General features: G+C 70.3%; 26 protein-coding genes and 1 tRNA gene. 10 read left to right on the top strand and 17 right to left on the bottom strand.

Going from position 1 to position 25,112, the window contains the following annotated elements:
- Window position 1: 1 nt before the first annotated feature.
- Entirely contained in the window at window positions 2-628 is a 627-nt protein-coding gene (pdxH, locus tag ACFFRH_RS23450) for a pyridoxamine 5'-phosphate oxidase (RefSeq protein WP_344750341.1), read from the bottom strand.
- A gap of 196 nt (window positions 629-824) precedes the next feature.
- Between pdxH and ACFFRH_RS23445 the strand changes: the two genes are divergently transcribed.
- Window positions 825-1,931, top strand: a complete 1,107-nt coding sequence (locus ACFFRH_RS23445) for a citrate synthase 2 (RefSeq protein ID WP_344750340.1) — start codon at window positions 825-827, stop codon at window positions 1,929-1,931.
- Window positions 1,932-2,343: 412 nt separating this feature from the next.
- Entirely contained in the window at window positions 2,344-3,453 is a 1,110-nt protein-coding gene (gene serC / locus ACFFRH_RS23440; protein WP_344750339.1) for a phosphoserine transaminase, read from the top strand.
- Window positions 3,454-3,651: 198 nt separating this feature from the next.
- On the opposite strand, the gene ACFFRH_RS23435 is transcribed toward serC, so the two are convergent.
- The 9 genes from ACFFRH_RS23435 to ACFFRH_RS23395 all read right to left on the bottom strand — a co-directional run bounded on the left by ACFFRH_RS23435 (window position 3,652) and on the right by ACFFRH_RS23395 (window position 12,428).
- On the bottom strand, window positions 3,652-4,059 hold the full coding sequence (locus tag ACFFRH_RS23435) for a BlaI/MecI/CopY family transcriptional regulator (RefSeq protein ID WP_344750338.1): 408 nt from the start codon (window positions 4,057-4,059) through the stop codon (window positions 3,652-3,654).
- Window positions 4,060-4,756: 697 nt separating this feature from the next.
- Window positions 4,757-5,404, bottom strand: coding sequence for a rhomboid family intramembrane serine protease (locus tag ACFFRH_RS23430; protein ID WP_344750337.1), 648 nt, complete (start codon window positions 5,402-5,404; stop codon window positions 4,757-4,759).
- A gap of 310 nt (window positions 5,405-5,714) precedes the next feature.
- Window positions 5,715-6,479, bottom strand: coding sequence for a crotonase/enoyl-CoA hydratase family protein (locus ACFFRH_RS23425; protein ID WP_344750336.1), 765 nt, complete (start codon window positions 6,477-6,479; stop codon window positions 5,715-5,717).
- A 10-nt stretch (window positions 6,480-6,489) separates the two neighbouring features.
- On the bottom strand, window positions 6,490-7,263 hold the full coding sequence (locus ACFFRH_RS23420) for an SDR family NAD(P)-dependent oxidoreductase (protein ID WP_344750335.1): 774 nt from the start codon (window positions 7,261-7,263) through the stop codon (window positions 6,490-6,492).
- Between the two features lie 84 nt (window positions 7,264-7,347).
- Complete coding sequence (locus ACFFRH_RS23415) at window positions 7,348-7,686, bottom strand: anti-sigma factor antagonist (RefSeq protein ID WP_344750334.1); 339 nt, start codon at window positions 7,684-7,686, stop codon at window positions 7,348-7,350.
- A gap of 136 nt (window positions 7,687-7,822) precedes the next feature.
- A complete protein-coding gene (locus ACFFRH_RS23410) occupies window positions 7,823-8,536 on the bottom strand; it encodes an energy-coupling factor ABC transporter ATP-binding protein (RefSeq protein ID WP_344750333.1) in 714 nt (237 codons plus the stop codon).
- 65 nt (window positions 8,537-8,601) lie between these two features.
- Window positions 8,602-9,366: a cobalt ECF transporter T component CbiQ gene (gene cbiQ, locus ACFFRH_RS23405; RefSeq protein WP_344750332.1), complete on the bottom strand. Its 765-nt coding sequence runs from the start codon at window positions 9,364-9,366 to the stop codon at window positions 8,602-8,604.
- The gene (locus ACFFRH_RS23400) at window positions 9,366-10,424 is read right to left on the bottom strand and encodes an energy-coupling factor ABC transporter permease (protein WP_344750331.1); all 1,059 of its coding nucleotides are present in this window, start codon (window positions 10,422-10,424) and stop codon (window positions 9,366-9,368) included. The genes cbiQ and ACFFRH_RS23400 overlap by 1 nt, the downstream gene beginning before the upstream one ends.
- Window positions 10,425-10,493: 69 nt before the next feature.
- Entirely contained in the window at window positions 10,494-12,428 is a 1,935-nt protein-coding gene (locus ACFFRH_RS23395) for a glycosyltransferase family 2 protein (RefSeq protein WP_344750330.1), read from the bottom strand.
- A 430-nt stretch (window positions 12,429-12,858) separates the two neighbouring features.
- Here ACFFRH_RS23395 and ACFFRH_RS23390 point away from each other — a divergent pair, with 430 nt between their 5' ends.
- The 6 genes from ACFFRH_RS23390 (at window position 12,859) to ACFFRH_RS23365 (ending at window position 16,609) form a co-directional block, all read left to right on the top strand.
- The gene (locus ACFFRH_RS23390; protein ID WP_344750329.1) at window positions 12,859-13,155 is read left to right on the top strand and encodes a hypothetical protein; all 297 of its coding nucleotides are present in this window, start codon (window positions 12,859-12,861) and stop codon (window positions 13,153-13,155) included.
- Window positions 13,152-13,454, top strand: a complete 303-nt coding sequence (locus ACFFRH_RS23385) for a hypothetical protein (protein ID WP_344750328.1) — start codon at window positions 13,152-13,154, stop codon at window positions 13,452-13,454. Before ACFFRH_RS23390 ends, ACFFRH_RS23385 begins: the two co-directional genes overlap by 4 nt.
- Before the next feature lie 377 nt (window positions 13,455-13,831).
- Window positions 13,832-14,299: a hypothetical protein gene (locus ACFFRH_RS23380; RefSeq protein WP_344750327.1), complete on the top strand. Its 468-nt coding sequence runs from the start codon at window positions 13,832-13,834 to the stop codon at window positions 14,297-14,299.
- 267 nt (window positions 14,300-14,566) lie between these two features.
- Window positions 14,567-15,247: a class I SAM-dependent methyltransferase gene (locus ACFFRH_RS23375; protein WP_344750326.1), complete on the top strand. Its 681-nt coding sequence runs from the start codon at window positions 14,567-14,569 to the stop codon at window positions 15,245-15,247.
- Between the two features lie 498 nt (window positions 15,248-15,745).
- Window positions 15,746-16,216 carry a hypothetical protein gene (locus tag ACFFRH_RS23370; protein WP_344750325.1) on the top strand — a complete coding sequence of 157 codons (471 nt, stop codon included), beginning with the start codon at window positions 15,746-15,748 and terminating at the stop codon, window positions 16,214-16,216.
- Window positions 16,217-16,336: 120 nt separating this feature from the next.
- The gene (locus ACFFRH_RS23365) at window positions 16,337-16,609 is read left to right on the top strand and encodes a hypothetical protein (RefSeq protein ID WP_344750323.1); all 273 of its coding nucleotides are present in this window, start codon (window positions 16,337-16,339) and stop codon (window positions 16,607-16,609) included.
- Window positions 16,610-16,661: 52 nt separating this feature from the next.
- On the opposite strand, the gene ACFFRH_RS23360 is transcribed toward ACFFRH_RS23365, so the two are convergent.
- The 3 genes from ACFFRH_RS23360 to cysS form a co-directional block, all read right to left on the bottom strand.
- Window positions 16,662-16,734: transfer RNA gene (locus ACFFRH_RS23360), tRNA-Thr, on the bottom strand.
- A gap of 72 nt (window positions 16,735-16,806) precedes the next feature.
- Window positions 16,807-17,775 (bottom strand): 23S rRNA (guanosine(2251)-2'-O)-methyltransferase RlmB, encoded by a 969-nt coding sequence (gene rlmB, locus ACFFRH_RS23355; protein ID WP_344750322.1) that lies wholly within the window; start codon window positions 17,773-17,775, stop codon window positions 16,807-16,809.
- Between the two features lie 23 nt (window positions 17,776-17,798).
- Complete coding sequence (gene cysS, locus ACFFRH_RS23350) at window positions 17,799-19,196, bottom strand: cysteine--tRNA ligase (protein WP_344750320.1); 1,398 nt, start codon at window positions 19,194-19,196, stop codon at window positions 17,799-17,801.
- 696 nt (window positions 19,197-19,892) lie between these two features.
- Here cysS and ACFFRH_RS23345 point away from each other — a divergent pair.
- A complete protein-coding gene (locus ACFFRH_RS23345) occupies window positions 19,893-21,320 on the top strand; it encodes a hypothetical protein (RefSeq protein ID WP_344750318.1) in 1,428 nt (475 codons plus the stop codon).
- A gap of 1,005 nt (window positions 21,321-22,325) precedes the next feature.
- Here ACFFRH_RS23345 and ACFFRH_RS23340 read toward each other — a convergent pair.
- The 4 genes from ACFFRH_RS23340 to ACFFRH_RS23325 all read right to left on the bottom strand — a co-directional run bounded on the left by ACFFRH_RS23340 (window position 22,326) and on the right by ACFFRH_RS23325 (window position 24,099).
- Complete coding sequence (locus ACFFRH_RS23340; protein ID WP_344750316.1) at window positions 22,326-22,592, bottom strand: GlsB/YeaQ/YmgE family stress response membrane protein; 267 nt, start codon at window positions 22,590-22,592, stop codon at window positions 22,326-22,328.
- 93 nt (window positions 22,593-22,685) lie between these two features.
- Window positions 22,686-22,952, bottom strand: a complete 267-nt coding sequence (locus ACFFRH_RS23335) for a GlsB/YeaQ/YmgE family stress response membrane protein (RefSeq protein ID WP_344750315.1) — start codon at window positions 22,950-22,952, stop codon at window positions 22,686-22,688.
- Window positions 22,953-23,140: 188 nt separating this feature from the next.
- Window positions 23,141-23,599, bottom strand: a complete 459-nt coding sequence (gene ispF / locus ACFFRH_RS23330) for a 2-C-methyl-D-erythritol 2,4-cyclodiphosphate synthase (protein ID WP_344750314.1) — start codon at window positions 23,597-23,599, stop codon at window positions 23,141-23,143.
- Between the two features lie 17 nt (window positions 23,600-23,616).
- On the bottom strand, window positions 23,617-24,099 hold the full coding sequence (locus ACFFRH_RS23325; protein WP_030924410.1) for a CarD family transcriptional regulator: 483 nt from the start codon (window positions 24,097-24,099) through the stop codon (window positions 23,617-23,619).
- A gap of 284 nt (window positions 24,100-24,383) precedes the next feature.
- Between ACFFRH_RS23325 and ACFFRH_RS23320 the strand changes: the two genes are divergently transcribed.
- Window positions 24,384-24,968 (top strand): copper chaperone PCu(A)C, encoded by a 585-nt coding sequence (locus tag ACFFRH_RS23320; protein ID WP_344750313.1) that lies wholly within the window; start codon window positions 24,384-24,386, stop codon window positions 24,966-24,968.
- Window positions 24,969-25,112 lie beyond the last annotated feature (144 nt).

Genomic DNA, 25,112 nt, shown 5'->3' with positions numbered 1-25,112 from the left:
GTCAGGGGGCCAGGCGTTCGACGATCCAGGTAACGCCGGAGCGCCGGTAACGGAGGCGGTCATGCATGCGGTCGGTGCGGCCCTGCCAGAACTCCACCTCGGACGGCACCACGCGCAGCCCGCCCCAGAAATCGGGGATCGGCGGATCCTCGGGCCAGCGCTCCGCCAGCTCCTCGTACCGGGCGTCCAGCTCGTCCCTGGAGTGCACGACCGCCGACTGCCGCGACGCCCACGCGCCGATCCGCGACCCGTAGGGCCGGGACCTGAAGTAGGCGGCCGACTCCTCGCGCGACACCCGCACCACCGCGCCCTCCACCCGCACCTGGCGGCGGATGGAGTGCCAGGGGAACAGCAGGGCGGCACGCGGGTTCTCCGCCAGGTCCCGGCCCTTGCGCGACTCGTAGTTGGTGTAGAAGACGAACCCGTTCTCGTCGTAGCCCTTGAGCAGCACGGTCCTGGCCGTCGGCCGCCCGCCCGCCGAGGCGGTCGCCAGCACGGTCGCGTTCGGCTCGGGAAGCCCGGCGTCCACGGCCTCGCCGAACCAGAGGGCGAACTGCGAGAAGGGGTCGGGGGCGAGGTCGGCCTCGACCAGGGGCAGCCCCTGGTACGTGCGTCGGAGGCCCGCCATCGAAGGCGGTCGCGATGTGGCATCCACGGGAAGGTATTCTCGCGTGCCGAGCAGGAAGCCCGCGCGGCGCCCCCCACCTGGGGCGATCGCGTTCCGGCGGGTCCGGCGGCACACCGCCTCGGCCCAGGGGGTTGAATATGACCCGCCGGTATCTCGACATCAAGGCTTTGACTTCAAGAAAGGGAGGCAGCCGAGAATGTCCGACTTCAAACCCGGGCTCGAAGGCGTTGTAGCTTTCGAGACGGAGATCGCGGAACCGGACAAAGAAGGGGGCGCCCTTCGTTACCGGGGCGTCGACATTGAAGAGCTGGTCGGCCGCGTCTCTTTCGGACACGTGTGGGGCCTGCTTGTCGACAACAAGTTCCAGCCGGGCCTGGCCCCGGCAGAGCCCTTCCCCATTCCTGTCCACTCCGGTGACATCCGCGTCGACGTGCAGAGCGCGCTGGCCATGCTGGCCCCCGCGTACGGCTTCAGGCCGCTGCTCGACATCGACGACGAGCAGGCCCGCGCCGACCTGGCCCAGGCCAGTGTGAACGCCCTGAGTTTCGTCGCGCAGTCCTCGCGTGGCCTGGGGAAGCCGATGGTCCCCCAGAGCGAGGTCGACAAGGGTGAGAGCATCGTCGAGCGGTTCATGATCCGCTGGCAGGGCGATCCCGACCCCAAGCACGTCAAGGCCATCGACGCCTACTGGACGTCCGCCGCCGAGCACGGCATGAACGCCTCCACCTTCACCGCCAGGGTCATCGCCTCCACCGGAGCCGACGTCGCCGCGGCGCTGAGCGGTGCGGTCGGCGCCATGTCCGGGCCGCTCCACGGCGGTGCGCCCGCGCGCGTGCTGCACATGATCGAGGGCGTCGAGCAGGTCGGCGACGCCAAGAAGTACGTCCAGTCGGAGCTCGACAAGGGCCAGCGCCTGATGGGCTTCGGTCACCGCGTCTACCGTGCCGAGGACCCCCGGGCACGCGTGCTCCGCCGCACCGCCAAGGAGCTCGACGCACCGCGTTACGAGGTCGCCGCGGCGCTGGAGAAGGCCGCGCTGGAGGAGCTGCACGCCCGCAAGCCCGACCGGGTGCTCGCCACCAACGTCGAGTACTGGGCCGCGGTCATCCTGGACTTCGCCCAGGTTCCGTCGTCCATGTTCACCTCGATGTTCACCTGCGCCCGCACCGCGGGCTGGGCCGCCCACATCCTGGAGCAGAAGCGCACGGGCAGGCTCGTCCGCCCCAGCGCCGACTACGTGGGTCCGTCCCAGCGTTCGGTCCAGGACGTCCCCGGAGCCGACGAGGTCGTCCACTCCTTCTGAGATCCCCCTCCCGTACGGCTGTCGCGCGGCGTCTCGCGCGGCAGCCGTTGCCGGTGGCGGCCCTCTCACGCCCCCGGCCCCCTTTTCACACCCCCGGATCTTCACACCCCCCGGATCACTTTTCACGTCCCCGGATCACCCGCCCGGTCCCGGACCGCCACGCCCACGTGCCCGGCCCTTCCCGCCCGGCCCTCCCACCCGGCCCCGGACCGCCTCACCCATCGGCCGCCCCGCCCCTCCCGGGACCGCCCGACCGGCCCGGATCGTCCCGGCCTGCTCGGCCCGTCCCACCGGCCCCGGATCGTCCCGCCCGGCCCCGCGATCCCCCAGCCCCGTCCAAAAGCCTTCCACGGCTCGTCTCAAAATCCGGACCCCGTCCTGGTCCGACCCCCGGGCTCAGTAGGCTGGTCAGGTGGCTGACATCGTGATTCCCTCTGACATCAAGCCCGCCGACGGCCGTTTCGGCTGCGGGCCCTCGAAGGTGCGCCCCGAGCAGCTCTCGGCTCTCGCGGCCTCCGGATCCAGCGTCCTGGGCACCTCTCACCGCCAGAAGCCGGTCAAGTCGCTGGTCGGGCGCGTTCGCGCGGGGCTCTCCGAGCTGTTCTCCCTCCCGGAGGGGTACGAGGTCGTCCTCGGCAACGGCGGCACCACCGCGTTCTGGGACATCGCCGCCTTCGGGCTGATCCGCGACAGGTCCCAGCACCTGCACTTCGGCGAGTTCTCCTCCAAGTTCGCCTCCGTGGCGGCCAAGGCCCCGTGGCTGGGCGACCCGACCGTGATCAAGTCGGAGGTCGGCAGCCACCCCGAGGCCCGGCTGGAGGAGGGCGTCGACGTCTACGCGCTCACCCACAACGAGACCTCGACCGGCGTCGCGATGCCGATCAGGCGCGTGGGCGAGGAGGGCTCGCTCGTGCTGGTCGACGCCACCTCGGGCGCGGGCGGCCTGGCCGTCGAGGCGAGCGAGTTCGACGTCTACTACTTCGCGCCGCAGAAGAGCTTCGCCTCCGACGGCGGCCTCTGGATCGCCCTGATGTCCCCGGCCGCGCTGGCCAGGGTCGACGAGATCGCCTCCAGCGGGCGCTACGTCCCCGAGTTCTTCAGCCTCCCGGTGGCGATCGACAACTCCTCCAAGGACCAGACGTACAACACCCCGTCGGTCGCCACGCTCTTCCTGCTCGCCGAGCAGATCGAGTGGATGAACGGCAACGGCGGCCTGGCCTGGACGACCGCCCGCACGGCCGACTCGGCCCAGCGTCTCTACACCTGGGCGGAGAAGACCTCCTACACCAGCCCGTTCGCGGGTCCGGAGTTCCGCTCCAACGTGGTCGGCACGATCGACTTCTCCGACGACGTCGACGCCTCCGCGATCGCCAAGGTCCTGCGGGCCAACGGCATCGTCGACACCGAGCCCTACCGCAAGCTCGGCCGCAACCAGCTGCGCGTCGCGATGTTCCCCTCCATCGACCCCGACGACGTCGAGGCCCTGACCACCTGCGTCGACTACGTCGTCGAGCGCCTGTAGTCACCGGCTCCCGCCGGGGAGCCGGGCTCCGTCCCCACCGTCCCCGCCGTCCTCGTAGGGCCGGCGGGACGACCGCGACCTCCGTTCCCGTCCCGGAAGCCGGATCCCCGGCTCCCGGGCGGGAACCCGGGGCGGTGCGCCCGAAGTCCCCCGAAGGGAAACCCGGCGCGACGTGCTCGAAGTCCTCGGGCGGGGAACCTAGGGCAGCGTGCTCGGGGTCCCGCCCGTCCCCGGGGTCTGCGCCCGCTCCCCCGCGCGCCGCGCCAGCTCGTGCAGCAGGCGCAGGGCGTCGTCCGGATCCACTCCCTCCGCGAACCGCGAGAGCACCGGGGCCCGGTCGGGACTTCCGGCCAGAGCCGCGAGCATCAGCCCGGCCACGTGTTCGTCCCGTGAGCGGCTGGCGGTGTAGCGGAAGGCGTTGCGCACGGGTGCCCTCTCCAGCAGGCCCTTCCTGACGAGGCGCTCGGCGACGGTCTGCACGGTGGTGTAGGCCAGGCTTCGTTCCGCGTCCTGGTTCAGCATGTCCTGCACTTGGCGAACCAGCAGTGGCTGCTTACAGCCCCACAGCACGTCCATGATCGCGCTTTCCAGGGATCCCAGGTTCACCCGCGGCCACCTTTCGAGGGTCGCGCCCGGCTGATGGCCCTGGAACATGTACGGGCACGCGGCCAGGCAGGTTCACACATGAAATTTTGTCACATTGTCACTTAAATCAACCGATGCGGCCATAGCTGGTGAATTACAGGAGAATCTTCTGCCGCGTGGCCGTGGAAGAAACCACAGGAAAAAGCGCCCGCCGAAACGCGCCGACATCGGACTTGACCGACGGAACACGGGATCTCCACTCGCGCCCTTTCCGGCTCCGCCGCTGGACAGGCCCCCAGATCGACCTCATTCGCCCCTGGAGACCGCATCCGGCCGACCGACCCCCCGGGATTCCAGCGACGCTACGAAGCGCTACATAGCACCCACAGCTCCATACAGCGCCCATCTCCGGGTGAAGCCCTCCGGGTTCGGGCGGCGACGAGCCTCAGGGGCTGGATAGGCGTCATGCCGGGCGAACGGCGAAGCCTCGACGGGCGGGAAGTCGGCGGACGGAACTCCGCGAAGCCCGGCGACCGGGAAAAGCCCGGCGGAAGGGATTCGGTACGCAGAACCGGGCAACCCGAAAAGCCCGCCGGGCAGAGACCCGGTAAGCGAAATCGGGCGACCGGGAAAGACCCGCCGGGAGAACCCTCGGCCGGAAAGGGCCTGGCAGGAGAACGCCCCGGTGAACCTCACCGGCCTCGGTGAAGGAGGGCGCTCAGTAGGCGGGGGCGACGGCCCGGCGCCTGCGGCGCACCACCCAGGCCGCGATGACACCACCGACCAGCCCGAACAGGTGCCCCTGCCAGGAGATGCCCGCCTCGCCGGGGAGCACGCCCCAGATGATCGAGTAATAGGCGATCGCCACGCCGACACCGATCACGATGTCGAGGGCGCGACGGTCGAACAGGCCCCGGGCGACGACGAACCCGAAGTAGCCGAAGACCAGGCCGCTGGCGCCGACCGTGACGGCCAGCGGCGAGCTGGTGAACCAGACGCCCAGACCGCTCACCAGGATGATGATCAGGCTCGCGGCCAGGAAGCGGCCGATCCCGCGCAGCGCGGCGAGGAAGCCGAGGATGAGCAGGGGCAGCGAGTTGGCCATCAGGTGGCCGAATCCGGCGTGCAGGAAGGGCGCGAGGAAGATGCCGCCCAGGCCCTCGGGATCCCAGGCCCGGATGCCGTAGACGTCGAACTCCCCGGGCAGGACGTAGTCGGCGACCTCGATCACCCACATGGCACCGACCACGAGAACGTTGATGATCGCGGCACCCAGCGCGCCCGCGGCCAGATTTCCCGCCCTGCGCTTCAGGAGATCACCGGAGGAACGGCCGGTGGGGGACATACCGGTCGGGTGGTCGTTCATGCACTCTCCTGGCCTTGGAGCGGTGGCGTGGACGTCAAGTGCCCCCGCCGCACCTGTCCACACCTTTACCGTACGCACTCCTGGCCGCGAACGCGCCGGGCGCGACCCCCTGGATCGCGCCCGGCCCGCCGATTTTCCTCCGGTCCCTCCGAGGGACCGCTCACTCCCCGAACCTCCTCCGGCCCTCCAAAGGACGGCTCACCGCTCGAACCTCCTTCGGCCCGCCGGAAGGACGTTCACCGCTCGAACTTCCTCCCGTCCTCCGGAGGACGGCTCATCGCTCGAACTCTCTCCGGCCCAACCGGAGGGACTACTCGCCCTTCCACTGCGGGGCGCGCTTCTCGGCGAAGGCCGCCGCCCCCTCCATGGCGTCCTTGGAGCCGAACACCGGGCTGATGATCTCCCCCTGCTTCGTGAACATCTCGTCGCGGCTCCAGTCCGCCGACTCGACGATCACGCGCTTGGTCGCGGCGAGCGCCAGCGGGGCGTTGGCCGCGATCCTCTTCGCGAGCTCGACGGCCGTGGCCAGCGCCTCGCCCGCGGGCGTGACGTGGTTGACCAGGCCGAGCTCGTAAAGCCGGGAGGCGGGGAAGTGGTCGCCGGTCAGGGCGATCTCCATGGCGATGTGGTACGGGATGCGCCGCGGCAGCCGCATCACGCCGCCCGCCCCCGCGACCAGCCCCCGCTTGGGCTCGGGAAGCCCGAACTTGGCGTCCTCGGAGGCGATGATGATGTCGCAGGCCAGCGCCAGCTCGCAGCCTCCGGCCAGGGCGTAGCCCTCGACGGCGGCGATGAGCGGCTTCTTCGGCGGCGCCTCGGCGATGCCGCCGAACCCCCTGCCCTCCACGACCGGGAAGTCCCCGGTCAGGAACCCCTTCAGGTCCATGCCCGAGCAGAACGTGCCGCCGGCGCCGGTGAGGACGTAGGCGGCCACGTCCTTGCGCTCCTCCAGCTCGTCCAGCGCACCGGCGACGCCCCGGGCGACCGCGCCGTTGACGGCGTTCCTGGCCTTGGGGCGGTTGATCGTGATGACGGCCACGCCGCCGTCGACTTCGACCAGAACCTCGTCAGACACCGGGTGACTCCTACTTGGGCTGGAAGCGGATGCCGCCGTCGAAACGGATGGTCTCGGCGTTGACGTAGTCGTTCTCGATCAGTGAGCGGACCAGGTGGGCGAACTCGGCGGCCCGTCCCATGCGCTTGGGGAAGACCACCGGGGCCACGAGCTTGGCCTTGAACTCCTCGGAGTTGGCCGAGAAACCGTAGATCGGGGTGTCGATGATGCCGGGGCAGATGGTGTTGACACGCACACCGATGGCGGCGAGATCGCGCGCGGCCGGAACGGTCATGCCGACGATGCCGCCCTTGGAGGCCGAGTAGGCGACCTGACCGGTCTGCCCCTCCAGCGCCGCCACCGAGGCGGTGTTGATCACCACGCCGCGCTGGCCGTCCTCGTCCACCGGCTCCGTCTTCGCGATCGCGGCGGCGCCGATGCGCATGAGGTTGAAGGTGCCGATCAGGTTGATCTCGATGACCTTGCGGTACGAGGCCAGGTCGTGCGGCGAGCCGTCACGGCCGACGGTCCGGCTGGCCCAGCCGATGCCCGCGCTGTTCACCACGACGCGCAGCGGCCTGCCGGTCGCCACGGCCGCGTCCACGGCCGCCTGCACCTGCTCCTCGTCCGACACGTCGGCCTTGACGAAGACGCCGCCGAGCTCGTCGGCGAGTGACTTGCCGCGCTCCTCGTTGAGGTCGGCGACGACGACGGTGGCACCGTGCGCGGCGAGGTCGCGGGCCGTGGCCTCGCCGAGGCCGCTGGCACCGCCCGAGATGATTGCTGCTGCTCCGTTCAGGTCCATGTGCGGACTTTAACGCGCGGACCGAATGAAGTTCTACTGGGGGTGCCTAAAACTCTCCGTCACCAATGCCCATGTCCGGTACTGCTAGATCTCCCCGACGGCGCTGCTCACGTCGGGGTAGACCTTGATCCGCCGGTCGAGCCCCGTCGTGCGGAGGATCCGGGCCACCGGCGCCTGAGGTGCCGCCAGCGAGACCCCGCCCCCCTCGCTCGTGGCGAGCCGCCACGCCTCGATCAGCACGGAGAGGCCGCTGGAGTCCATGAAGGACAGGGCGGTGAGGTCGAGGACCAGTCGCGCGCCGTCCAGCTTGATCGCGTCACGGACCTCGTCTCGCAGGAAGGGAGCGGTGAACAGGTCGAGCTCGCCCTCGACAGCCACCACCACGGCGTCCCCGACGGCGCGGCGAGCCAGCCGTAGCTTCATCAGTCCTCCTCGCGCCCGAAGGGCAGACCTACTTTACTTCGCCGTCACTCCACGCGAGGTCATGCGCGATTGTTCACAGCAAGTTCGCGCCGACCGTGCTTCGGTGCACGGAATCCCAGATCGGGAGATTCCGGAGTCAGGGCGCGGCGAAACCGTACGGCAGTTCGAGCCGATGGGCGGCGAGGAGGCTCGCGTCGGCGAGGATCTCGCGGGTCGGCCCGTCGGCGGCGATGACGCCTCCGGAGAGGATGAGCGAGCGTTCGCACAGCTCCAGCGCGTACGGCAGGTCGTGGGTGACCATCAGGACGGTCACGTCGAGCCCCCTGAGGATCTCGGCGAGCTCGCGCCGGGAGGCCGGGTCCAGGTTGGACGACGGCTCGTCGAGGACGAGGATCTCCGGCTCCATGGCCAGCACGGTCGCCACCGCGACCCGGCGGCGCTGGCCGAAGGACAGGTGGTGCGGCGGCCGGTCGATCGTCTCCAGCATGCCCACGCGCTCCAGCGCGTCCTCGACCCGGCGCCGCAGCTCCTCGCCCGCGACCCCCATGTTGGCCGGGCCGAAGGCCACGTCCTCGCGGACGGTCGGCATGAAGAGCTGGTCGTCGGGGTCCTGGAAGACGAGCCCGACCCGCCTGCGGATCTCCATGAGCGACCCCTTGCCGACCGGCAGCCCCGCCACGGCCACCGTGCCGTGCCCGGCGGTCAGGATGCCGTTGAGGTGCATCACCAGCGTGGTCTTGCCCGCGCCGTTCGGCCCGAGCAGCGCGACCCGCTCACCGCGCTCCACCCGGAGGTCCACGCCGAACAGCGCCTGCGTGCCGTCGGGGTAGGCGTACGCCAGACGACTCACCTCCAGCGAGGGCGGAGGCGGCGGAGACGCGGCCGGGGTCGGCGAGGACGGCGAGGACGGCACGGTCACGCGAACCCCCAGCTCCCGAGTAACACGGCGAGTGCCGCACCCGGCAACATACCGGCGGCGAGCCACTGCCGCGAAGCGGCGGAGAGATCCTGGATGACCGGCATCGACCCGGTGTAGCCCCGGCTGAGCATCGCCAGGTGCACCCGTTCGCCCCGCTCGTACGAGCGGATGAACAGCGCCCCCGCCGACCTGGCGATCACCGGGATGTGCCGCACGTCCCTCGCCACGAACCCGCGAGACTCCCTCGCCACCCGCATCCGGCGCATCTCGTCCAGGATCACGTCCATGTAGCGGAGCATGAACATGGCGATCTGCACCAGCAGCGGCGGCAGTCTCAGCCGCTGGGCGCCCAGCAGGATCAGCCGCGGCTCGGTGGTGGCGGCGAGCAGCACGCTCGCGACCACGCCCAGGGTCGCCTTGGCCAGGATGTTCCAGGCGGCCCACAGGCCCGCCACGCTGAGCGAGAGGCCCATGAAGGTCACCCTCTCGCCGAACCCGATGAACGGGATGGCCAGCGCGAACACCACGAACGGGACCTCGACCACCATCCGCCGCAGCACGAACCCCGCCGGGACGCGCGCGAGGGCCGCCACCGCGGCCAGGAGGACGGCGTACAGCCCGAAGGCCCAGAACCACTCGCGCGGGGTGGCGACCACCACCAGGGCGAACCCGGCCACCGCCACCAGCTTGCACTGGGGCGGCAGCCGGTGCACGAGCGTGTCGCCCGGCCGGTGCAGCTGGTGGTGATGGCCCGATCCCACTAGACGGAGACCTTCTCGTCGCTGTCGTGCCCGCCGGTACCGCCGTCCTCGCGGCGGCGCACGGCGTAGAACACCCCGCCGCCGACGGCGAGGGTCACCCCGACGCCGATCAGCCCGGCCACGCCCACCGGGATGCCGCCCACGTCCCCGTAGTCGGCGAGCGGCTGCTCGCCCAGCGAGTGGTCGGTCGCCTGGTCGCTGAAGCCCTTGTCCTCGGCGACCCACTCCAGGCCGTCGGGCGAGGAGGAGGCGTAGAAGCTCACCACGCCCGCGAGCAGCGCCGCCACCGCGACCCCGGCGGGCAGGAACCAGCCGGGACGGCGGGCGGCGACCGGCGCCGAAGGCGCGGCGGAGCCCGGGGTCCCGGGAGTGACGGTCACGTCGCCGTCCGCGCCACGCAGGACCAGCGGCGCGACGAGCTCGCGGGCGCCGTAGACCAGGTCGGGCCGGATCGCCAGCACGGTGCTGACGGTGACCGCGGTGATCAGGCCCTCGCCCACGCCGATGAGCAGGTGCACGCCCCCCATGGCCGCGGCGACCGTGCCGATCTCGATGGGCGCGGTGCCGCCGATCCAGAACAGCACGGTGAACGCCAGCGCCGAGGCGGGGACCGAGACCAGCGCCGCGACGAACGCGGCCGCCACCACGGCCCCCCTGTTCCGCACGCTACGGGTGATCAGGCGGAACACCCCCCACCCGACCAGCACGGCGACGAGGCCCATCAGCGTGACGTTGACGCCCAGCGCGGTCAGCCCGCCGTCGGCGAAGAAGAACGCCTGCACCAGGAGGACCACGGCCACGCATAACACCGCCGTGTACGGGCCGACGAGTATCGCGGCGAGCGCGCCGCCGAGAAGGTGACCGCTGGTACCCGCGGCGACCGGGAAGTTGAGCATCTGGACCGCGAAGACGAAGGCGGCGACCAGTCCGGCCATCGGAGCGGTGCGGTCGTCGAGCTCGCGGCGGGCGCCGCGCAGGCAGACCGCGACGCCGGCGGCGGCGACCACTCCCGCCGACACCGAGACGGCGGCGTTGAAAAAGCCATCGGGTACGTGCACAACAAGCCTCCGAGGTGCGGATTTGCCCTCAACTTTAGGCCATCGGCTTGTAGTTGCAAGAATGTGGCATTAACGAACGATACGTTTGATGAAAGTTCTGGGGCCGAGGGTGCGGACCACCGCGCTGAGCCGGCCCTTCCCCGCCGTGGCGTAGGGCCTGACACTCCAGCGGATCGCGCCGCGCCACCACGTGCGCGGCTGCTCGATCACCTCCGGGACCGCCTCGATCCTGAAGCGCGCGGGCGGCCCGCCCAGGTCGAGCTCCAGGTAGGCGTCCCAGGTGCCGGGCCCCAGCCGCCCCATCGCCCCGGAGGCCGTGAACCTGCCGCCCTCGCCGACCGCGACCGGCTCGCGCCGCTCCCGGCTCGACTCGCGCTCCCGCCAGACCAGGTAGCGCACCGCGTCGGCCGCCGGGGCCGCCGCGCCCACGCTCACCTCGCCGTCGAGCACCAGCCGGTGCCCGGCCGCCCAGCGGGCGCGCACCAGCCTGGCGCTGCCCGGCACCGCGACCACGTGCCCGCCGATGTCGAGGCTGAGGTTGCCGTACGGGTGGGTGAAGTACGGGAGGGCGACGACGTCGCCGACCACGCGCGGCATGGGCGGTGCGACCAGCCCCTCCCCGTCGGCGCCCAGGCGCGCGAGCCGGGGGACGCCCTCGAAGGCGACGCTCACGTGGACGTCCCAGATGCCGGAGGACAGGGTGGTGACGTCGACGATCCCGGTGAACCCCGCGCAGTCGCCGGTCACCGGGACCACGACCTCGTCGGACGGGCCGGGGTCCACGTGCCGGCGCCGCAGCACCAGGGCGAGGCCCCCGCCGGTGATCTCCGGGCGGTCGTAGCGCTCCAGCGTGCTCAGCGCCACCTTGCCCGAGATCGCCAGCCGCCCCTCCCGCTCGCGCTCCCAGCGAAGCGCGGTGAGCTCCCTGCGGACCGAGGCCGACTCGATGTGCGCGAGCCGGACCAGGCGGTCGATGTCCTGCAGCGCCGCGATCCGGCTCCGGTCGATCGCGGGGAGCCGCTCGCGGACCCCGTCGGTCAGCCACCGCTCGCACATGTCGGCCACCTCGGCGGCGATCTCCTTGCGCTCGACCTCCCCCGCCTCCAGGAAGGGCCTGCCGAGGTTGCCGAAGGCGTCCATCCGGAAGTGGCGCCGCAGGAGGTGGTCGCGGAGCTCGCCGGGGCGTACGTGGGCGAGCATCAGCTCGATCGGCCGCCTGATCATCCGCAGCCAGGAGACCGGGTCGCGGCTCCCCTGCCGCTGCATGATGCTGGTGCCGTCGGGCCGGGCGACCAGGTGGTAGCAGTCGTAGTCGGCGACCACCGAGATCACTTCCGCGTGACAGTAGGCGTGGGTGGTGAAGACGACGTCCTCCCCCACCAGGAGCGTCTCGTCGAAACGGATGGCGTGCCGCTCCAGCATCTCCCTGCGGAACAGCTTGAAGCAGCTCAGGCTGTTGTAGACCGCGCTGTCGCCGAGCGGCACCCGCTCGGCGTTCTCCTTGAACATCGAGATCGGCACCTTGCGGTCATGCCCGACGATCTTCCCGAGCACGATGTCCGAGCCGTTGCGGTCGGCCATCGCGAGCATCCGCTCCAGCGCCTGGGGACCGAGGTAGTCGTCCGCGTCGCAGAAGAAGACGTATCTGCCGCGCGCGTGGGAGAGCCCGACGTTGCGCGGGCGCCCCGCGCCGCCGGACGCCTCCTGCCTGACGACGCGGATCACCCCGCGATGGCAGGAGGCGTACAGGTCGAGCAGCGCGGCACCGCCGTCGGTGGAACCGTCGTCGACGACCACCACCTCCAGGGCGACGCGCTGGATCAGCAGCGAGGTCAGGCACCTGTCGAGATAGGGCCCGCAGTTGTGGAGGGGGACGATCACGGTGACGTCGACGTCGGACCGGATCGCCTCCTCGCTCGTGATGTCACGGCCGCCCCGCCCCGCGCTCGTGATGTCGCAGCCGCCCCGCTCCGTGCGGACCCGCTGGAGGATCGTTACTGTCACCGCCGCGCCCCTCGTCGGTCACTTTCCGCTTACTTCGCGTCTCAGTATGTGACGAAGAGCCGTTCGTACGAGGCGAATCCACAGGGTTGCCCTCACCGATCTGCCTGCGTGAGAGACCGTGCGGGGAGTGAAGTAACCGTTTCGTACACCTTGCGGCATACTGCGGACCTCGCCAGACCTCGTCACCGACCCTGCGGGGTCGTCCCTGCCGGTGTCGCGCCGGCCGTCGTCCCCCTGGCCGGCGTCGTCACGGCCGTCCCTCCCGCTCCGGACGAAGTCGTCACGGAAGCTCCGGGCGAAGTCGTCACGGCCGCTCGGGACCCGGGCCGCCCCAAGCCCGCGCGTCCGCGGTCGGCGGCGCGACAGCCCGGCGAGGACGTACAGGGCCGCCGCGACCGCGACCAGCGCCCCGAGGAAATGGAGCGGGAAGATGACCGGCGTGACGCTCCGCCGGGAGGTCCCGCCGCTGCCGGAGACCGGCAGCGTCGCGCGGCGGACGCACATGAACGGCGGGTTCGTCCACCTGGCGGTGACGCTCCCGTCGGCCCCGCGAGGCACGGTGAAGCCGGGGAACGGCACATCGTGGCCGTTCACCCCGACCTTCGGGTTCCGCGGCGCGGTGGGCGTACGGCGACGCCCCGCGTGGCCACCGTTCGTGACCGGCTTCAGGGGGGCGGGCACGGATGGCATGCTGGGAAGCCGGCGATCACAAGGAGACCAGCGATGACCCACCCTCTCGGCGCGCGGCTCGCGCCCCGGCGCACCCCTCTCGACGCGGAGGAGAAGGCGCGGGGCGAGGCGAACTTCACCTCCCTCGTCGCCCAGAACCTCGTCGCCGGTGGGCGTTTCAGGGTGACCGCCGACACCCCGGAGATGGTGGAGTTGTGGCAGAGGGTCGCCCGCAACGTGGGTGACATGCTCCAGCGGCCCGTGGTCAGCTACGCCAACGGCAGATACATCGTGATCACCTTCGACCAGGAGGAGACCTCGGCCTCACCGGCCGAGACACCCACGCGGCACGAGTGACCGCCGGACGTCGCCCAGTGGCCGAGTCCCCCCTGAACCGATGGCCGACCCCGGCTCCCCCTCCGTTGACAGGCCCGAACGGCGAAGCGGCCTCCGGGTGGCGGCGCGGCCCGGGTCCGGCGGGTCGGTCGGATACGCGGGTGCCCCGATTCCCCGCCGCCGTCCGGGGACCGGCGCCCACGCCCGGACAGCGGGAGGGCCGTGCGGACGCACACACCCCGCCTCGCCGGATCTTCCCGCCCGCCTCGCCCCGGAGGGGCAACGACTCGGGGACGGAGGGCGCCGAGCGAACCGGCCGGCCAAAAACTTGAAGATCCTTAAGCCACGTCAGGCAAGTATGCTGGCCGCGGTCGCCCGCGACGGTGAAGGAGCCGCCAATGACCACCGACGACCCGACGATGACCCGGATCGGCCGGGGCGTGGAGTTGCATCACCACCAAGGTCAGCGTGAGGCCGCTCGCGACCTGTTCGCGCAGATCTGGGACGACATCGGCGGCGAGCAAGGCGACCCACTGCATGTTTGCGTCCTCGCCCATTCGATGGCCGACGTGCAGGACGACGTACGCCAGGAGTTGATGTGGGATCTGCGGGCGCTCGCCGCCGTCGATCTGGTCACCGACGAGCAGGTGGCGAAGGCCGGGGTGCCGCTTTCGGTGGCCGGCCTCTATCCGTCGTTGCACCTCAATTTGAGCGACTGCTACCGCAAGCTGGGTGATCTCACCCGCGCCCGCGAGCACCTCCGGCAGGCGCGGGCCGGGATCGGCGCACTGGGCGACGACGAGTACGGGAAGCTCATCAGGGGTGGCCTGGAGCGACTGACCGAACAGCTGGATGACGCCACCTGACCGCGCCCCGGCGAACTCTCCGCACCAGCTGTTGACCTTCTCCGTGGACGCTTCGAGCCGGGGTGTCCTCAGATCGGGAGGTCGGGGCTTCGGGCGTTTCCCAGACGGCCCATGTCTGAAGCCCCTGAACATCAGTGAGGCGAGCACGCCCTCACCTCACTCGCCTCGCATGACCTCTCCGAATCAGCGACAGCCCGGGCGAACGGGCGGGAGGGAAGATCGTGCTTCTCCCGGCTCGCCTCGGAGCCGGGAACTACTGTCCCGGGCATGGTCCAACACGATGCCCTCACCGTCACCCGCGAGGCTTACGACGCCGCCGCCCTCACCTACGCGCAGCTGTTCCGGGATTCGCTGCGTGACAGTCCCCTGGACCGCGCGATCCTGGGTGCCTTCGCCGAGCTGGTGAGCGCGGGTGGGAACGGTCAGGTCGCGGACCTGGGGTGTGGGCCCGGCCATGTCACCGCTCATCTGGACGAGCTGGGGCTGGCGGCGTTCGGGGTCGACGCCTCTCCCACGATGATCGAGTTGGCTCGGCAGACCTATCCGGGCCTGCGGTTCGACGTGGGCTCGATGGCCGCGTTGGACATCGCCGACGGCGCGCTGGGCGGCGTACTCTCACGTTGGTCCGTCATCCACACTCCCCCGCGGGAACTCCCCGTCATCTTGGCGGGGTTCCATCGTGTGCTGGCACCTGGCGGCCACCTTCTGATCGGCTTCTCGGCGACCGATGATCCGTCTCACCCGACGCAGGTCTTCGATCACACGGTCGCACCGGCCTACCGGTGGTGGCCTGACCACCTCGCCGCGATGCTGCGCGAGTCCGGGCTGCCCGAGGTGGCCCGGATGGTTCGCGAGCCTCAGCCCACCGACCGACGACAGTTCCAGGAGGTTCAACTGCTCGCCCGCAAAGCCCAGGCAGAGGCCGTCCAGCCGAACGGCGGCCGATGAGCGAGCGCGGCGGCCAGGCACGAAAAACCATCGGGCACGGAGGATCATGAAGTTCGGCTGAACGACGGAAGGCCGGGTCAACCGATATCGGTTGACCCGGCCTTCCACATGCGAGCCGACAAGGGGAATCGAACCCCTGACCTACAGTTCACAAGATCTCGGTACGCGACCCTGTGAACTGCTGCGACGCTGGTCAGAGGCGGTCTCACCCTGTCCGTGAGTCCCCGTGACTCCCCCTTGGTGACCCTCCTGACGGGCACGCAACGGGCACGCCTGGGATGAGTCGGCCTGGTATCTGCTACCCGGTGAGCCATGCTGAGGAACGAAGCACGGATCGTCGATCGCCCCCGGCCCCGTACGGAGATCAGCCCGCATCAGGCGATCGTGAGGGCGGTACCGATCGCGGCGATGTGATGCCACCGGCTGCAGACTGATCCGAGCTGGGCAGGCGGGGCTGTGGGGTTTCTCCTGAGGGCTTGCCAGCTCCATAATCACTGCGTGTCCAAGATGCCGGTGTGGTCTAAGTTGGCGCTCGTCCTGATGGTGCTGGCATTGGTGGTCAAGGTCCTCGCGTTGACCTTCTGGGCGGGTGGCACCGTACGCGAACTACTTGACTGGGTGTTCATCGTCATCGGTGTTCTTGCCGTGGCGCCCTACCTGGGAGCCGGTGTGTGGGGGCTGGTCAAAGCACGCAGGCAGGAGTATCCCAAGCCCTTGCCGGGGGAAGCAGTCGATGGACCGCGTAAACGCCTGATGATGTCCTCGGCGCTCCGGCTCTTCGTTGCCCTGATGGGGCTGTTCGCGATTTCCGGGACTCTCAGGTCGGTTATCGGGTCTGGCCGGTATGGAGCCGGGCCGTTCGGCTGGGGCGTGGATGTCCTCGGGTTTCTCCCCGTGGTCCTGTTTTTCGCCGCAATGGGGATCTCTGTGGTCACTGTGGTGTGGGCCTTGATGAGGTCGAGCAAGTAGGGAGCGAGCGGCCGACGCAAGGTCGCAGGTGCCGGAAGAGCCGCGAAGCGTTGGGCCACTGGCCGGATAAACCTGTAGGCGGCGGTGCGGCCCCGGTGCGGCGGGTTGGTTGGGTGCGGCGTGCGGGTGGTGCGGCGGGCGGCCCGATTTCCGCCGCCGTTCGGGACCGGCGCCCACGCCGCACGCCCGGACGGCGGGCGGGTGGAGGGCCGTGCGGCGGCGCGCCGCGCCGCCGCCTTGACGCGGGCGGCGCTGATCTACCAGCACGCCAGTCAGGATCGGGACAAGGCCATCGCCAAGGCGCTCGGGCAGGCGTTCAAACGGGCACGGGCAGGCGGGCACGAGAAGCCGTCGGGCACGCAACGGGCACGGAAGATCATAAAGTTCCCCTGAACGGCGAAAGGCCAGGTCACCGGAGATCGGTTGACCTGGCCTTTCACATGCGAGCCGACGAGGGGAATCGAACCCCTGACCTACAGTTTACAAGACTGTTGCTCTGCCGATTGAGCTACGTCGGCACGGTCGCCAGACGAGTGTAGTCGGCTCACTCCCCGTACGTCACCGAGGTATGCCCTGCCGATTGCGAACCGTTAGGAACGGCGGTGGCGGGCGACCTCGTAGAGGGCGATGCCGGCGGCGACCCCGGCGTTGAGGGACTCGGCGGCGGCGTGCATCGGGATGCGGACGACCAGGTCACACGACTCGCGGACCAGGCGGGACAGGCCCTTGCCCTCGGAGCCCACGACGACGACCAGCGGGCCGTCGAGGAGGTTGGCCTCACCGATGTCGACCGTGCCCTCGCCGTCCAGGCCGATCACGAACAGGCCCGCCTCGCGGTACTCGCGCAGAGTGGCGGTGAGGTTGGCGGCGCGGGCGACCGGCAGGTTGGCCAGCGTGCCCGCGGAGGTCTTCCAGGCCCCGCCGGTGACCCCTGCCGAGCGGCGGGAGGGGATGACCAGGCCATGGGCTCCGAACGCGGTGGCCGAGCGGGCGATGGCGCCCAGGTTCCGGGGGTCGGTGACGCTGTCGAGAGCGACGATCAGCGGGACCTCCGCGGCCTCCTGGGCGATGCGGACCAGATCGTCGGGGTGGGCGTAGTCGTACGCCGGGATCTGCAGGGCGATGCCCTGGTGGATCCCGCCCTCGGTGAGGCGGTCGAGCTTCTCGCGGCCGACCTCCAGCATCGCGATGCCCCGGTCGGCGGCGATGCGGACCGACTCCTTGACGCGGTCGTCGTTGTCGATCCGCAGGGCCACGTAGAGCGTGCTGGCCGGAACCCCGGCCCGCAGCGCCTCGACGACGGGGTTGCGCCCGCCGATGTGCTCGGGCGCGTCTTCACTCCGCCGGGTGCGGACCGGGGTGCGCGGGGAGGAGGACCTGCCGGTCTTCTCCTCGCGCTCGATCCGCTCGGTGCGCGCCTTGTCCTTGTGCCAGTGCCGCAGATGCGCCGGCGGGGTGGCCCCCCTGCCCTCCAGGCCACGACGGACGTTGCCGCCCGTGCCCTTGGTCGGACTCTTCTTCTTCGCGGGTCGCCCGGACCCTTTACCCCCACCAGCCATGGTCTATAGCGTACGGCCTGGTTTCACCGCGAGAGTTCCCAGCGTGGTCCCTGGGGGGTGTCCTCGACATGGATACCCGCGTGGGAAAGCTGGTCACGGATGCCGTCGGCCGCCGAGAAGTCCTTGCGCGCCCGCGCCGCCTGCCGCTGTTCCAGCGCGACGGCGACCAGCGCGTCGACGGTCGCCCGCATGCCGGTCTCGCCGCCCGAGGAGCGCCACTGCTCCGAGCGAGGGTCGAGGCCGAGGACGTCGAGCATGTTCTGCGTCTCGGCGAGCAGCCTGGCGACCTGCTCCTTGTTGCCCTGGGCCAGCGCGACGTTGCCCTCGCGGACCACCTCGTGCACCACGGCGAGCGCCTGGGGGGTGCCCAGGTCGTCGTCGAGGGCGTCGGAGAATGCCTGGGGAAGCGGCGCGTGCGCGTCGACGTCATGGATGACCTCCGCCGCGCGGGTGACGAAGCCCTCGATGCGCTGGTAGGCAACGGCGGCCTCGAACAGCGCCTCCTCCGAGTAGTCGATCGAGGAGCGGTAGTGCGGGGCCGCCAGGTAGTAGCGGAGCTCGACCGGGCGGACCTTCTTGGTGACCTCGGGGACCAGCAGGGAGTTTCCGAGCGACTTGCTCATCTTCTCCGCGCCGATCTTGAGCATGCCGTTGTGCATCCAGTAGCGGGCGAAGCCGTCGCCGGCCGCCTGGGACTGGGTCAGCTCGTTCTCGTGGTGCGGGAAGATCAGGTCGACGCCGCCGCCGTGGATGTCGAAGGTGGACCCGAGATACTTGGTCGCCATGGCCGAGCACTCCAGGTGCCAGCCGGGGCGGCCCCGGCCCCACGGGGTCGGCCAGGTCGGCTCACCGGGCTTCTCGCCCTTCCAGAGCGCGAAGTCGCGCGGGTCGCGCTTGCAGGAGTCGGTGTCGGTGTCACCGGCGGCCCGCATGTTCTGGAGCTTCTGGTTGGACAGCGAGCCGTACCGGTCGGCGTAGGACATGACGTCGAAGTAGACGTCGCCCTCGGCGGCGTAGGCGTGTCCGGCGGCGATCAGCCGGTCCATCAGCTCGATCATCTCGGGCACGTGGCCGGTGGCACGGGGCTCGACGGTGGGGGGCAGGCAGCCCAGCACCTCGTAGGCCCAGGTGAAGGCCCTCTGGTTGCGCTCGGCGACGGCGAACCACGGCACGTTCTCGGCGGCGGCGACTCTAATGATCTTGTCGTCGATGTCGGTGACGTTGCGGCAGAAGGTCACCTCGTAGCCGGACCTGATCATCCAGCGGCGGAGAACATCGAAGTTGACGCCCGAGCGGATGTGCCCGATGTGCGGGGGAGCCTGCACGGTGGCACCACACAGGTAGATCGAGGCCCGGCCGGGTTCGACCGGGACGAATTCGCGGACAGTGCGTACGCTGGTGTCGTATAGCTGCAGGCTCACGAAGGCAAGGCTAATGCCTCACCTCCCCTCACAAACCGAGTTGCGGGACGTTGAAGACACTCAGCAGAGTGTTTTATGACCATTAGCGGCGAATGTCGCCCAGCTGATCCGGCAGAACGGCAGCGTGACGGAAGGCAGGGCCGGGTTGGTCCTGGGGTTGGTCCTGACGACCGCCTTCTCCGTCTGGCCTCCCCGTCTGAAGACTTCTCCATCCGGCCTCTCCGTCTGAGGGTTCCGTTCTCCTCCTGAAGGTTCCGTTCGCCCACCTTCTCCCCGGCATTCGCCCCACACCGGTGTTCGCGCGTCATCCCCCGGGTCAGCGCCCCCGCGACGGTCCCCGCCCCTCGATACGGCGATGACGTGGAGACGGCGCAGCCGTAAGAACCGGCGAGGCCGGACGCCACGACGGCCGTGCGCGGGCCGCGGGCGAAGCCGGCACTCTCACGCCGCGCATTCCACCGCCGAGAAGCCGCGCCCCGAGCGCCGAGAACACGATGTCGTTCCGGCCCACCCTCTCCCACACGGCTCCCACATGGCGCTCGCCTGCGGGCTCCCGCCGGGAGTCGTCACGGCGGTGAAGTTCGCGGCGCCGAACATCTCATCCGATATCGGATGATTTTCCAGCTTTTTGCCTCGGCCACTTCCGAAAAACTTCCTCGATCATGCTAGATGCCGATTCTGTAGGCTCGAAGGGCCATGGACGTCAAATCCCCCGGGGCGGCAGGCTCGATCTCCCGCCCGCTCCCGCTCCCGCTCCTGCCCATCGCCGCCACCGCGCCGAGCCGGGTGACCATCGCCCTGCGCCGCGCCGGGATCGCCGTCACCGGAGTCGGCGTGGCCGCGCTCACCGCCGCGGCCTGCGTGCTCTCCTTCGAGGATCTGCGCGCCCTCGCCGTGGCGGGCAGGGCACCCGTCGGCCTCGCGTATCTGTATCCCGCCGCCTTCGACGCCCTGCTCGTCATCGCGATGATCGGCGTACTGCTGCTGAGAGGCGGCTGGTGGCCGGTACGACTGCAGGCGGGCGTGATCCTGACGCTGCTGTTCGCCGGCGCGGCCGCCGCCGAGGTGTCCACCGCGATGCGGATGGCGGTGGACGAGGGGCGCGCGGCCGTCGTGGTCGCCGTCGCCCCCTGGGTGATGCTGATCCTGGCCCTGTGGCTCTGGCTCCTGCTGATCAAACACGCCGCCGCCCGCAGGGCCGCGAGCGACGCGGCCCTGTCCGGGCCGTCGTCGTCCGGGCGCGACATCGTGCCGTTCCCCGAGGAGAGCCGGGCGGCTCATCGTCCCGGCGCGCCCGACCCCGAGGAGCGGTGGCAGGCCCCGCCCCGCCCTGAGCAGCCCGCCCGCCCGGGCCACGAAGACCGCTCCGGTCACGGAGACCATCCCGGTCACGAAGACCACTCCGGTCACGGAAACCATCCGGTGCATCCGGGGCATCTGGTGCACCACCCCGCGGCAGAGATCATGCTCGATCCGCACTCCGCGCCTCCCCTGGAGGCCGCCCCGCACCACGACCTCCCGGCCGGAGAACCGGTGGTCGGCCCCACCGCGGCACCGGAGACGCCCGAGGTCACCGACATCCCGCAGGACCCGCCGCCCCCGCGGGAACCCGCGGCCCCCCGGCCGGGCAAGCCGATGCGCTGGGGCGACCTGGTCCGGCCTCGCCAGGGCGACCTGCTCGTCCACCCGCCCCGCCCGGCCGTACGGGCACCCGAGCCCGAGAGCGGCGGCAGGGTCAGCGAGCGGGTGGAGACCTGGGACAGCGACACCGACCTTCCCCGCGAGCAGGCGGCCGAGGTGAGCGAGCGCGACGCCGACACCCAGCCGATCCTCGCCGTGAAAGACCGTCCGGCGAATGTCCCGCCTGGCGAGATACACACAGAGCAGTCGACTAGGACGACCTCGGAGGAGGCTTCGAGGGGCGGCTCGGAGGCGCCCGCGACCGCGCGAGAGACGAGTGCGAGTGGCGCGGGCCGGAAGGCCGGGAGGTCCCCCGATCCTGCGCACGGCGCCGAGGCCGCCGAGGCCGGGGAGGAGGCCGAGGCGCGGTCGCACGAGGAGGACGGCACCGCGGCACCCCCCTCCGGGCGGATGCGCAGCACGCCCGTACCGCCGGGTGAGTGAGAGACGAGGGCGGGCGGGGCGGGCGGGGCGGGCGGGGCGGGAAAGCGGACCTGGGTCCGTTTCCAGGTGTCCGCAGGGGCTCCCGCGCGGTCGCCGAGCGCGAGCCGGGCACGATACGAGCCCCGAACCCGGCGATACGTCGCCCCGGTGACCTGTCGGCCCGGTGCCGCGCAACCGGCTGCGGATGGCCGCGGGACAAGGGGCAGGGGGCAGGGCACCGGACGTGACGGAGCCGGACGCCGTGGTCGTACGTCTGTCGGGTCAGCTCCAGGGCCTGGGAGGAGCTGACCCGGTCTTCGGGCCGTCGGCTCAGCCGGGTCTCTCCGCCGGGAACCGCCGAAAAGGCCGATACCGCCGAGACCACTGAGACTGCTGAGATCGGCTACGTGGTCGGCGTCCCTTCGGCCCCGCCGTGCGCGCCGGGCGGGTGGCCCAGGCGTTTCGATGACCACGTTCTCCGGATGTGAACAGGCCGGTGGGCCCGGGGCGTCATCGCCCGGGAAGGCCACACCGCTCGGGCCGTTCCTCGGGTGATCCGTTCCCTGATGGGTGGTTTCGCCGCGAGGCTGGAATCGGCCGGAGGTGGTACGGGTCCCGTCGCCGCCCGGCCGGCCTGTCCGGCGGCCGGGCGGTGACGGGGGCGGCGGCGGGGTCTGGGCCGCACACCGTGGTGGAACCGAGCGGCGGTCTCCTGCCGGAACCACCGTTCATCCACCGGGTTGGACCGGCCCGCAGCTATTCGTTCACACATGTGTGAACGGCGCCCCGCTGCGGACCGGCGATTTTCTCACCTCCGGGCCCGTGTCGGAATCGGCCGGAAGCCGGTTCGGCACACTGCGCGAACCGGCCGGAAACGGCCGAGACCCGCTCGGCAGGCCAGATGGAACCGAGCGGGTCTTCTCCTGGAGCAGGATGACATCGTGCGCGTCATCGCGAGTGCCTCCGGACCGGAGGGGGTCCAGTCGAGTCTCGGCGAGGTCGCCGGGATGCCTCACCCGGTGTTCGCTAGACCCTGGAGCGCTTGAGACCCGCGACCAGGCCGACACCGACGACGGCGAGGCCCACCTGCATGACGAGTTCGATCCAGTCGATGCCGTCCGTGGTGGCGACGCCGAGAACCTGGGCGATGGCGGTACCGATAAGCGCGGCGACGATACCGACGACGACGGTCAGGATCACTCCGATCGCCTGCCTACCGGGAAGCAGGAGACGGCCGAGGGCGCCAACGACCGCGCCGATGACGATGGCCCCGAGAATAGACGCGATAGTCATTTTCAACCTCCCAGTGATCGTGAGACCTTCACTCTCACAGGGAGGTGGCTACCCCCTGAGTCACGGATATTCCTACAGGCGGTAAAAAATCCTTCAGTGCGTCTTTCTCGCCTGCATCTGGACGACGAGGAGCACCCCGAGCACCGCTAGTGCCAGCTGGATGATGTGCTCCCACCAGTTGACCCCGCGCGTGTTGATCAGACCGAGCGCTCCGGCGATGAGCGTGCCGATGAGCGCGGCGACGATGCCGACGATGAGCGTCAGGCCGATGCTGATGTTCTGACGCCCGGGAAGGACGAGGCGCGCCAGGGCGCCGATGATGGCGCCGATGATGATTGCGGAGACAATCGAGACGATCATGTCTGGCTCCCCCTGTTACGAGACACGGTCACCCAGGGGTTACCCAGCGCATTCGCTGATCACGCCAAAAAAGGGGTGGCCCGTACCGCGCCAGTAAACGGGCCACCGCCTCGATATGGATCGACGAGCATTCCGCGCCGCCCGCCGGAACGTTTTCCACGTTCCGTATAGAAGACGCCTGACACCCGCTACAGGTTCACCACGATCGCGGTCGCGACGGCCGCCACGCCTTCGCCGCGCCCGGTGAGGCCGAGCCCGTCCGTCGTGGTGGCGCTGACGCTCACGGGAGCCCCCACGGCGGCGCTGAGGGCCTTCTCGGCCTCGACGCGGCGGGGGGCGAGCTTGGGACGGTTACCGATCACCTGGACGGCCACGTTGCCGATCTCGAAGCCCGCGGTGCGCACCTTGCGCGCGGTCTCCTCGAGCAGGGCGGCACCCGAGGCGCCGGCCCACCGGGGATCGGAGGTGCCGAACAGGCCGCCGAGATCACCGAGCCCCGCCGCGGACAGCAGCGCGTCACAGGCGGCGTGGGCCGCGGCGTCACCGTCGGAGTGCCCGGCCAGGCCGGTCTCGCCGGGCCAGTGCAGACCGGCGAGGTGAAGCTCGCGGCCAGAAGCGAACGGGTGGACGTCGACCCCGACGCCCACCCGTGGAAATGTCTTGTTCAGGAGTTGAGAACCTCGTCCAGCAGGGCCTCGGCCTTGTCCTCGTTCGTCTTCTCCGCGAGCGCGAGCTCGCTGACGAGGATCTGCCTGGCCTTCGCCAGCATTCGCTTCTCTCCTGCGGAGAGTCCGCGCTCCCTGTCTCGCCGCCACAGGTCGCGAACGACCTCGGCAACCTTGTTGACGTCGCCGGACGCCAGCTTCTCAAGGTTCGCCTTGTAGCGTCGGGACCAGTTCGTGGGCTCTTCGGTGTGAGGCATTCGAAGCACGTCGAAGACGCGCTCAAGGCCCTCTTGTCCGACGACATCGCGAACACCGACGAGTTCTGCGTTGTCAGCCGGCACCTGGACGGTAAGGTCGCCCTTGTCGACCTTAAGAACCAGGTAGGTCCTTTCCTCACCCTTGATGGTTCGGGTCGTGATCGCCTCGATCCGAGCAGCCCCGTGGTGGGGGTAGACGACAGTGTCGCCGACCTGGAAAGTCATGTGACAAGTACCCCTTCCGCTGTACTCAAGAGTACCACGTATCCACAGCCTCCCGGAACAGTGAAATCACCATAACTGCAGGTCAAAGCCGCATCTTATGACTTGACAAGTGACCAAGTGTGTGAATCAGAGGGGCAAAAAGCACTTATGACCTGCGTTCCTCGCCTTCGGATGATGAGGCGGGGCGGCGCGAAAGGACGAGGCGGGTCGGCGGGAAACCCGGTAAACGTCGCCGATAGGGTTGCCCTTGCCCTATCTCACGCGTGACAAGGAGAACTCGCACCGTGACCCGCAACATCCGCCACCGGGCGATCGTCGCCGCGGCGTTCCTCGCAGCCGCTCCGGCCCTGGCCGGCTGCGGTGCCGGATCCGACGCGATCACCAACAAGCCCTACTCGCCGACCGAGGCCCTCACGGTCAAGACGAAGGGCATCGACATCTCCCAGGCCTTCTTCCTGGGCCCGGACTCCGGCGCGACGCTGCCGGCCGGGGCGGCCACTCCGCTCTACCTGTCGCTGGTCAACACCAACGCGGGCTCCGACCAGCTCGTCGGCCTCGGCGTCGACCCCGCCCTCGGTACGGCGAAGGTGAGCGCGCCCGTGACGCTCCCTCACAACCAGCGGGTGAACGTCGGCAAGCCGACCCCCACGATCCTCGTGGAGGGGCTGAAGAAGCCGCTCAGGGGCGGCGAGGGCGTGAAGGTGCAGCTGCAGTTCGCCAACGCCGGCATCGTGCAGCTCACGATCCCCGTCATCACCCGCAGCCGCGAGTTCACCGCCTACCCGCAGGCGCCCGGCGCCTCCGCGGCCCCCACGCCGTCGCCCACCCCCTCCGCCACCACCGGGGACGAGCACTCCGCCGGACACTGACGTTCCGGGGCCGGCGACGGCCTCCGGACACGCCGAGGGGCCGTACGGCGCGGGCACGCCGTACGGCCCCTCGGATCGTCCGGAGGCGGTTGAGCCCCGGAGATCGTCCGGAGGCGGGTGAACTCCCGGAGGCGGGCACGTCGG

Source organism: Streptosporangium vulgare (genome assembly GCF_042428775.1).
Taxonomy (GTDB): domain Bacteria; phylum Actinomycetota; class Actinomycetes; order Streptosporangiales; family Streptosporangiaceae; genus Streptosporangium; species Streptosporangium vulgare.
The sequence above is the reverse complement of the archived record's forward strand: the minus strand, read 5'-3'. Positions and strand labels throughout refer to the sequence as shown.

What these genes read in the sequence shown, in the direction of transcription:
- ACFFRH_RS23415 (WP_344750334.1), bottom strand. Translation starts at nt 7,686, where the DNA reads ATGAAGCTACGGCTGGCTCGCCGCGCCGTCGGGGACGCCGTGGTGGTG.
- ACFFRH_RS23375 (WP_344750326.1), top strand. Translation starts at nt 14,567, where the DNA reads ATGGTCCAACACGATGCCCTCACCGTCACCCGCGAGGCTTACGACGCC.
- ACFFRH_RS23325 (WP_030924410.1), bottom strand. Translation starts at nt 24,099, where the DNA reads ATGACTTTCCAGGTCGGCGACACTGTCGTCTACCCCCACCACGGGGCT.
- ACFFRH_RS23380 (WP_344750327.1), top strand. Translation starts at nt 13,832, where the DNA reads ATGACCACCGACGACCCGACGATGACCCGGATCGGCCGGGGCGTGGAG.
- pdxH (WP_344750341.1), bottom strand. Translation starts at nt 628, where the DNA reads ATGGCGGGCCTCCGACGCACGTACCAGGGGCTGCCCCTGGTCGAGGCC.
- ACFFRH_RS23445 (WP_344750340.1), top strand. Translation starts at nt 825, where the DNA reads ATGTCCGACTTCAAACCCGGGCTCGAAGGCGTTGTAGCTTTCGAGACG.
- ACFFRH_RS23335 (WP_344750315.1), bottom strand. Translation starts at nt 22,952, where the DNA reads ATGATCGTCTCGATTGTCTCCGCAATCATCATCGGCGCCATCATCGGC.
- ACFFRH_RS23420 (WP_344750335.1), bottom strand. Translation starts at nt 7,263, where the DNA reads ATGGACCTGAACGGAGCAGCAGCAATCATCTCGGGCGGTGCCAGCGGC.
- ACFFRH_RS23340 (WP_344750316.1), bottom strand. Translation starts at nt 22,592, where the DNA reads ATGACTATCGCGTCTATTCTCGGGGCCATCGTCATCGGCGCGGTCGTT.
- ACFFRH_RS23385 (WP_344750328.1), top strand. Translation starts at nt 13,152, where the DNA reads ATGACCCACCCTCTCGGCGCGCGGCTCGCGCCCCGGCGCACCCCTCTC.
- ACFFRH_RS23390 (WP_344750329.1), top strand. Translation starts at nt 12,859, where the DNA reads ATGACCGGCGTGACGCTCCGCCGGGAGGTCCCGCCGCTGCCGGAGACC.
- ACFFRH_RS23345 (WP_344750318.1), top strand. Translation starts at nt 19,893, where the DNA reads ATGGACGTCAAATCCCCCGGGGCGGCAGGCTCGATCTCCCGCCCGCTC.
- ACFFRH_RS23430 (WP_344750337.1), bottom strand. Translation starts at nt 5,404, where the DNA reads ATGAACGACCACCCGACCGGTATGTCCCCCACCGGCCGTTCCTCCGGT.
- rlmB (WP_344750322.1), bottom strand. Translation starts at nt 17,775, where the DNA reads ATGGCTGGTGGGGGTAAAGGGTCCGGGCGACCCGCGAAGAAGAAGAGT.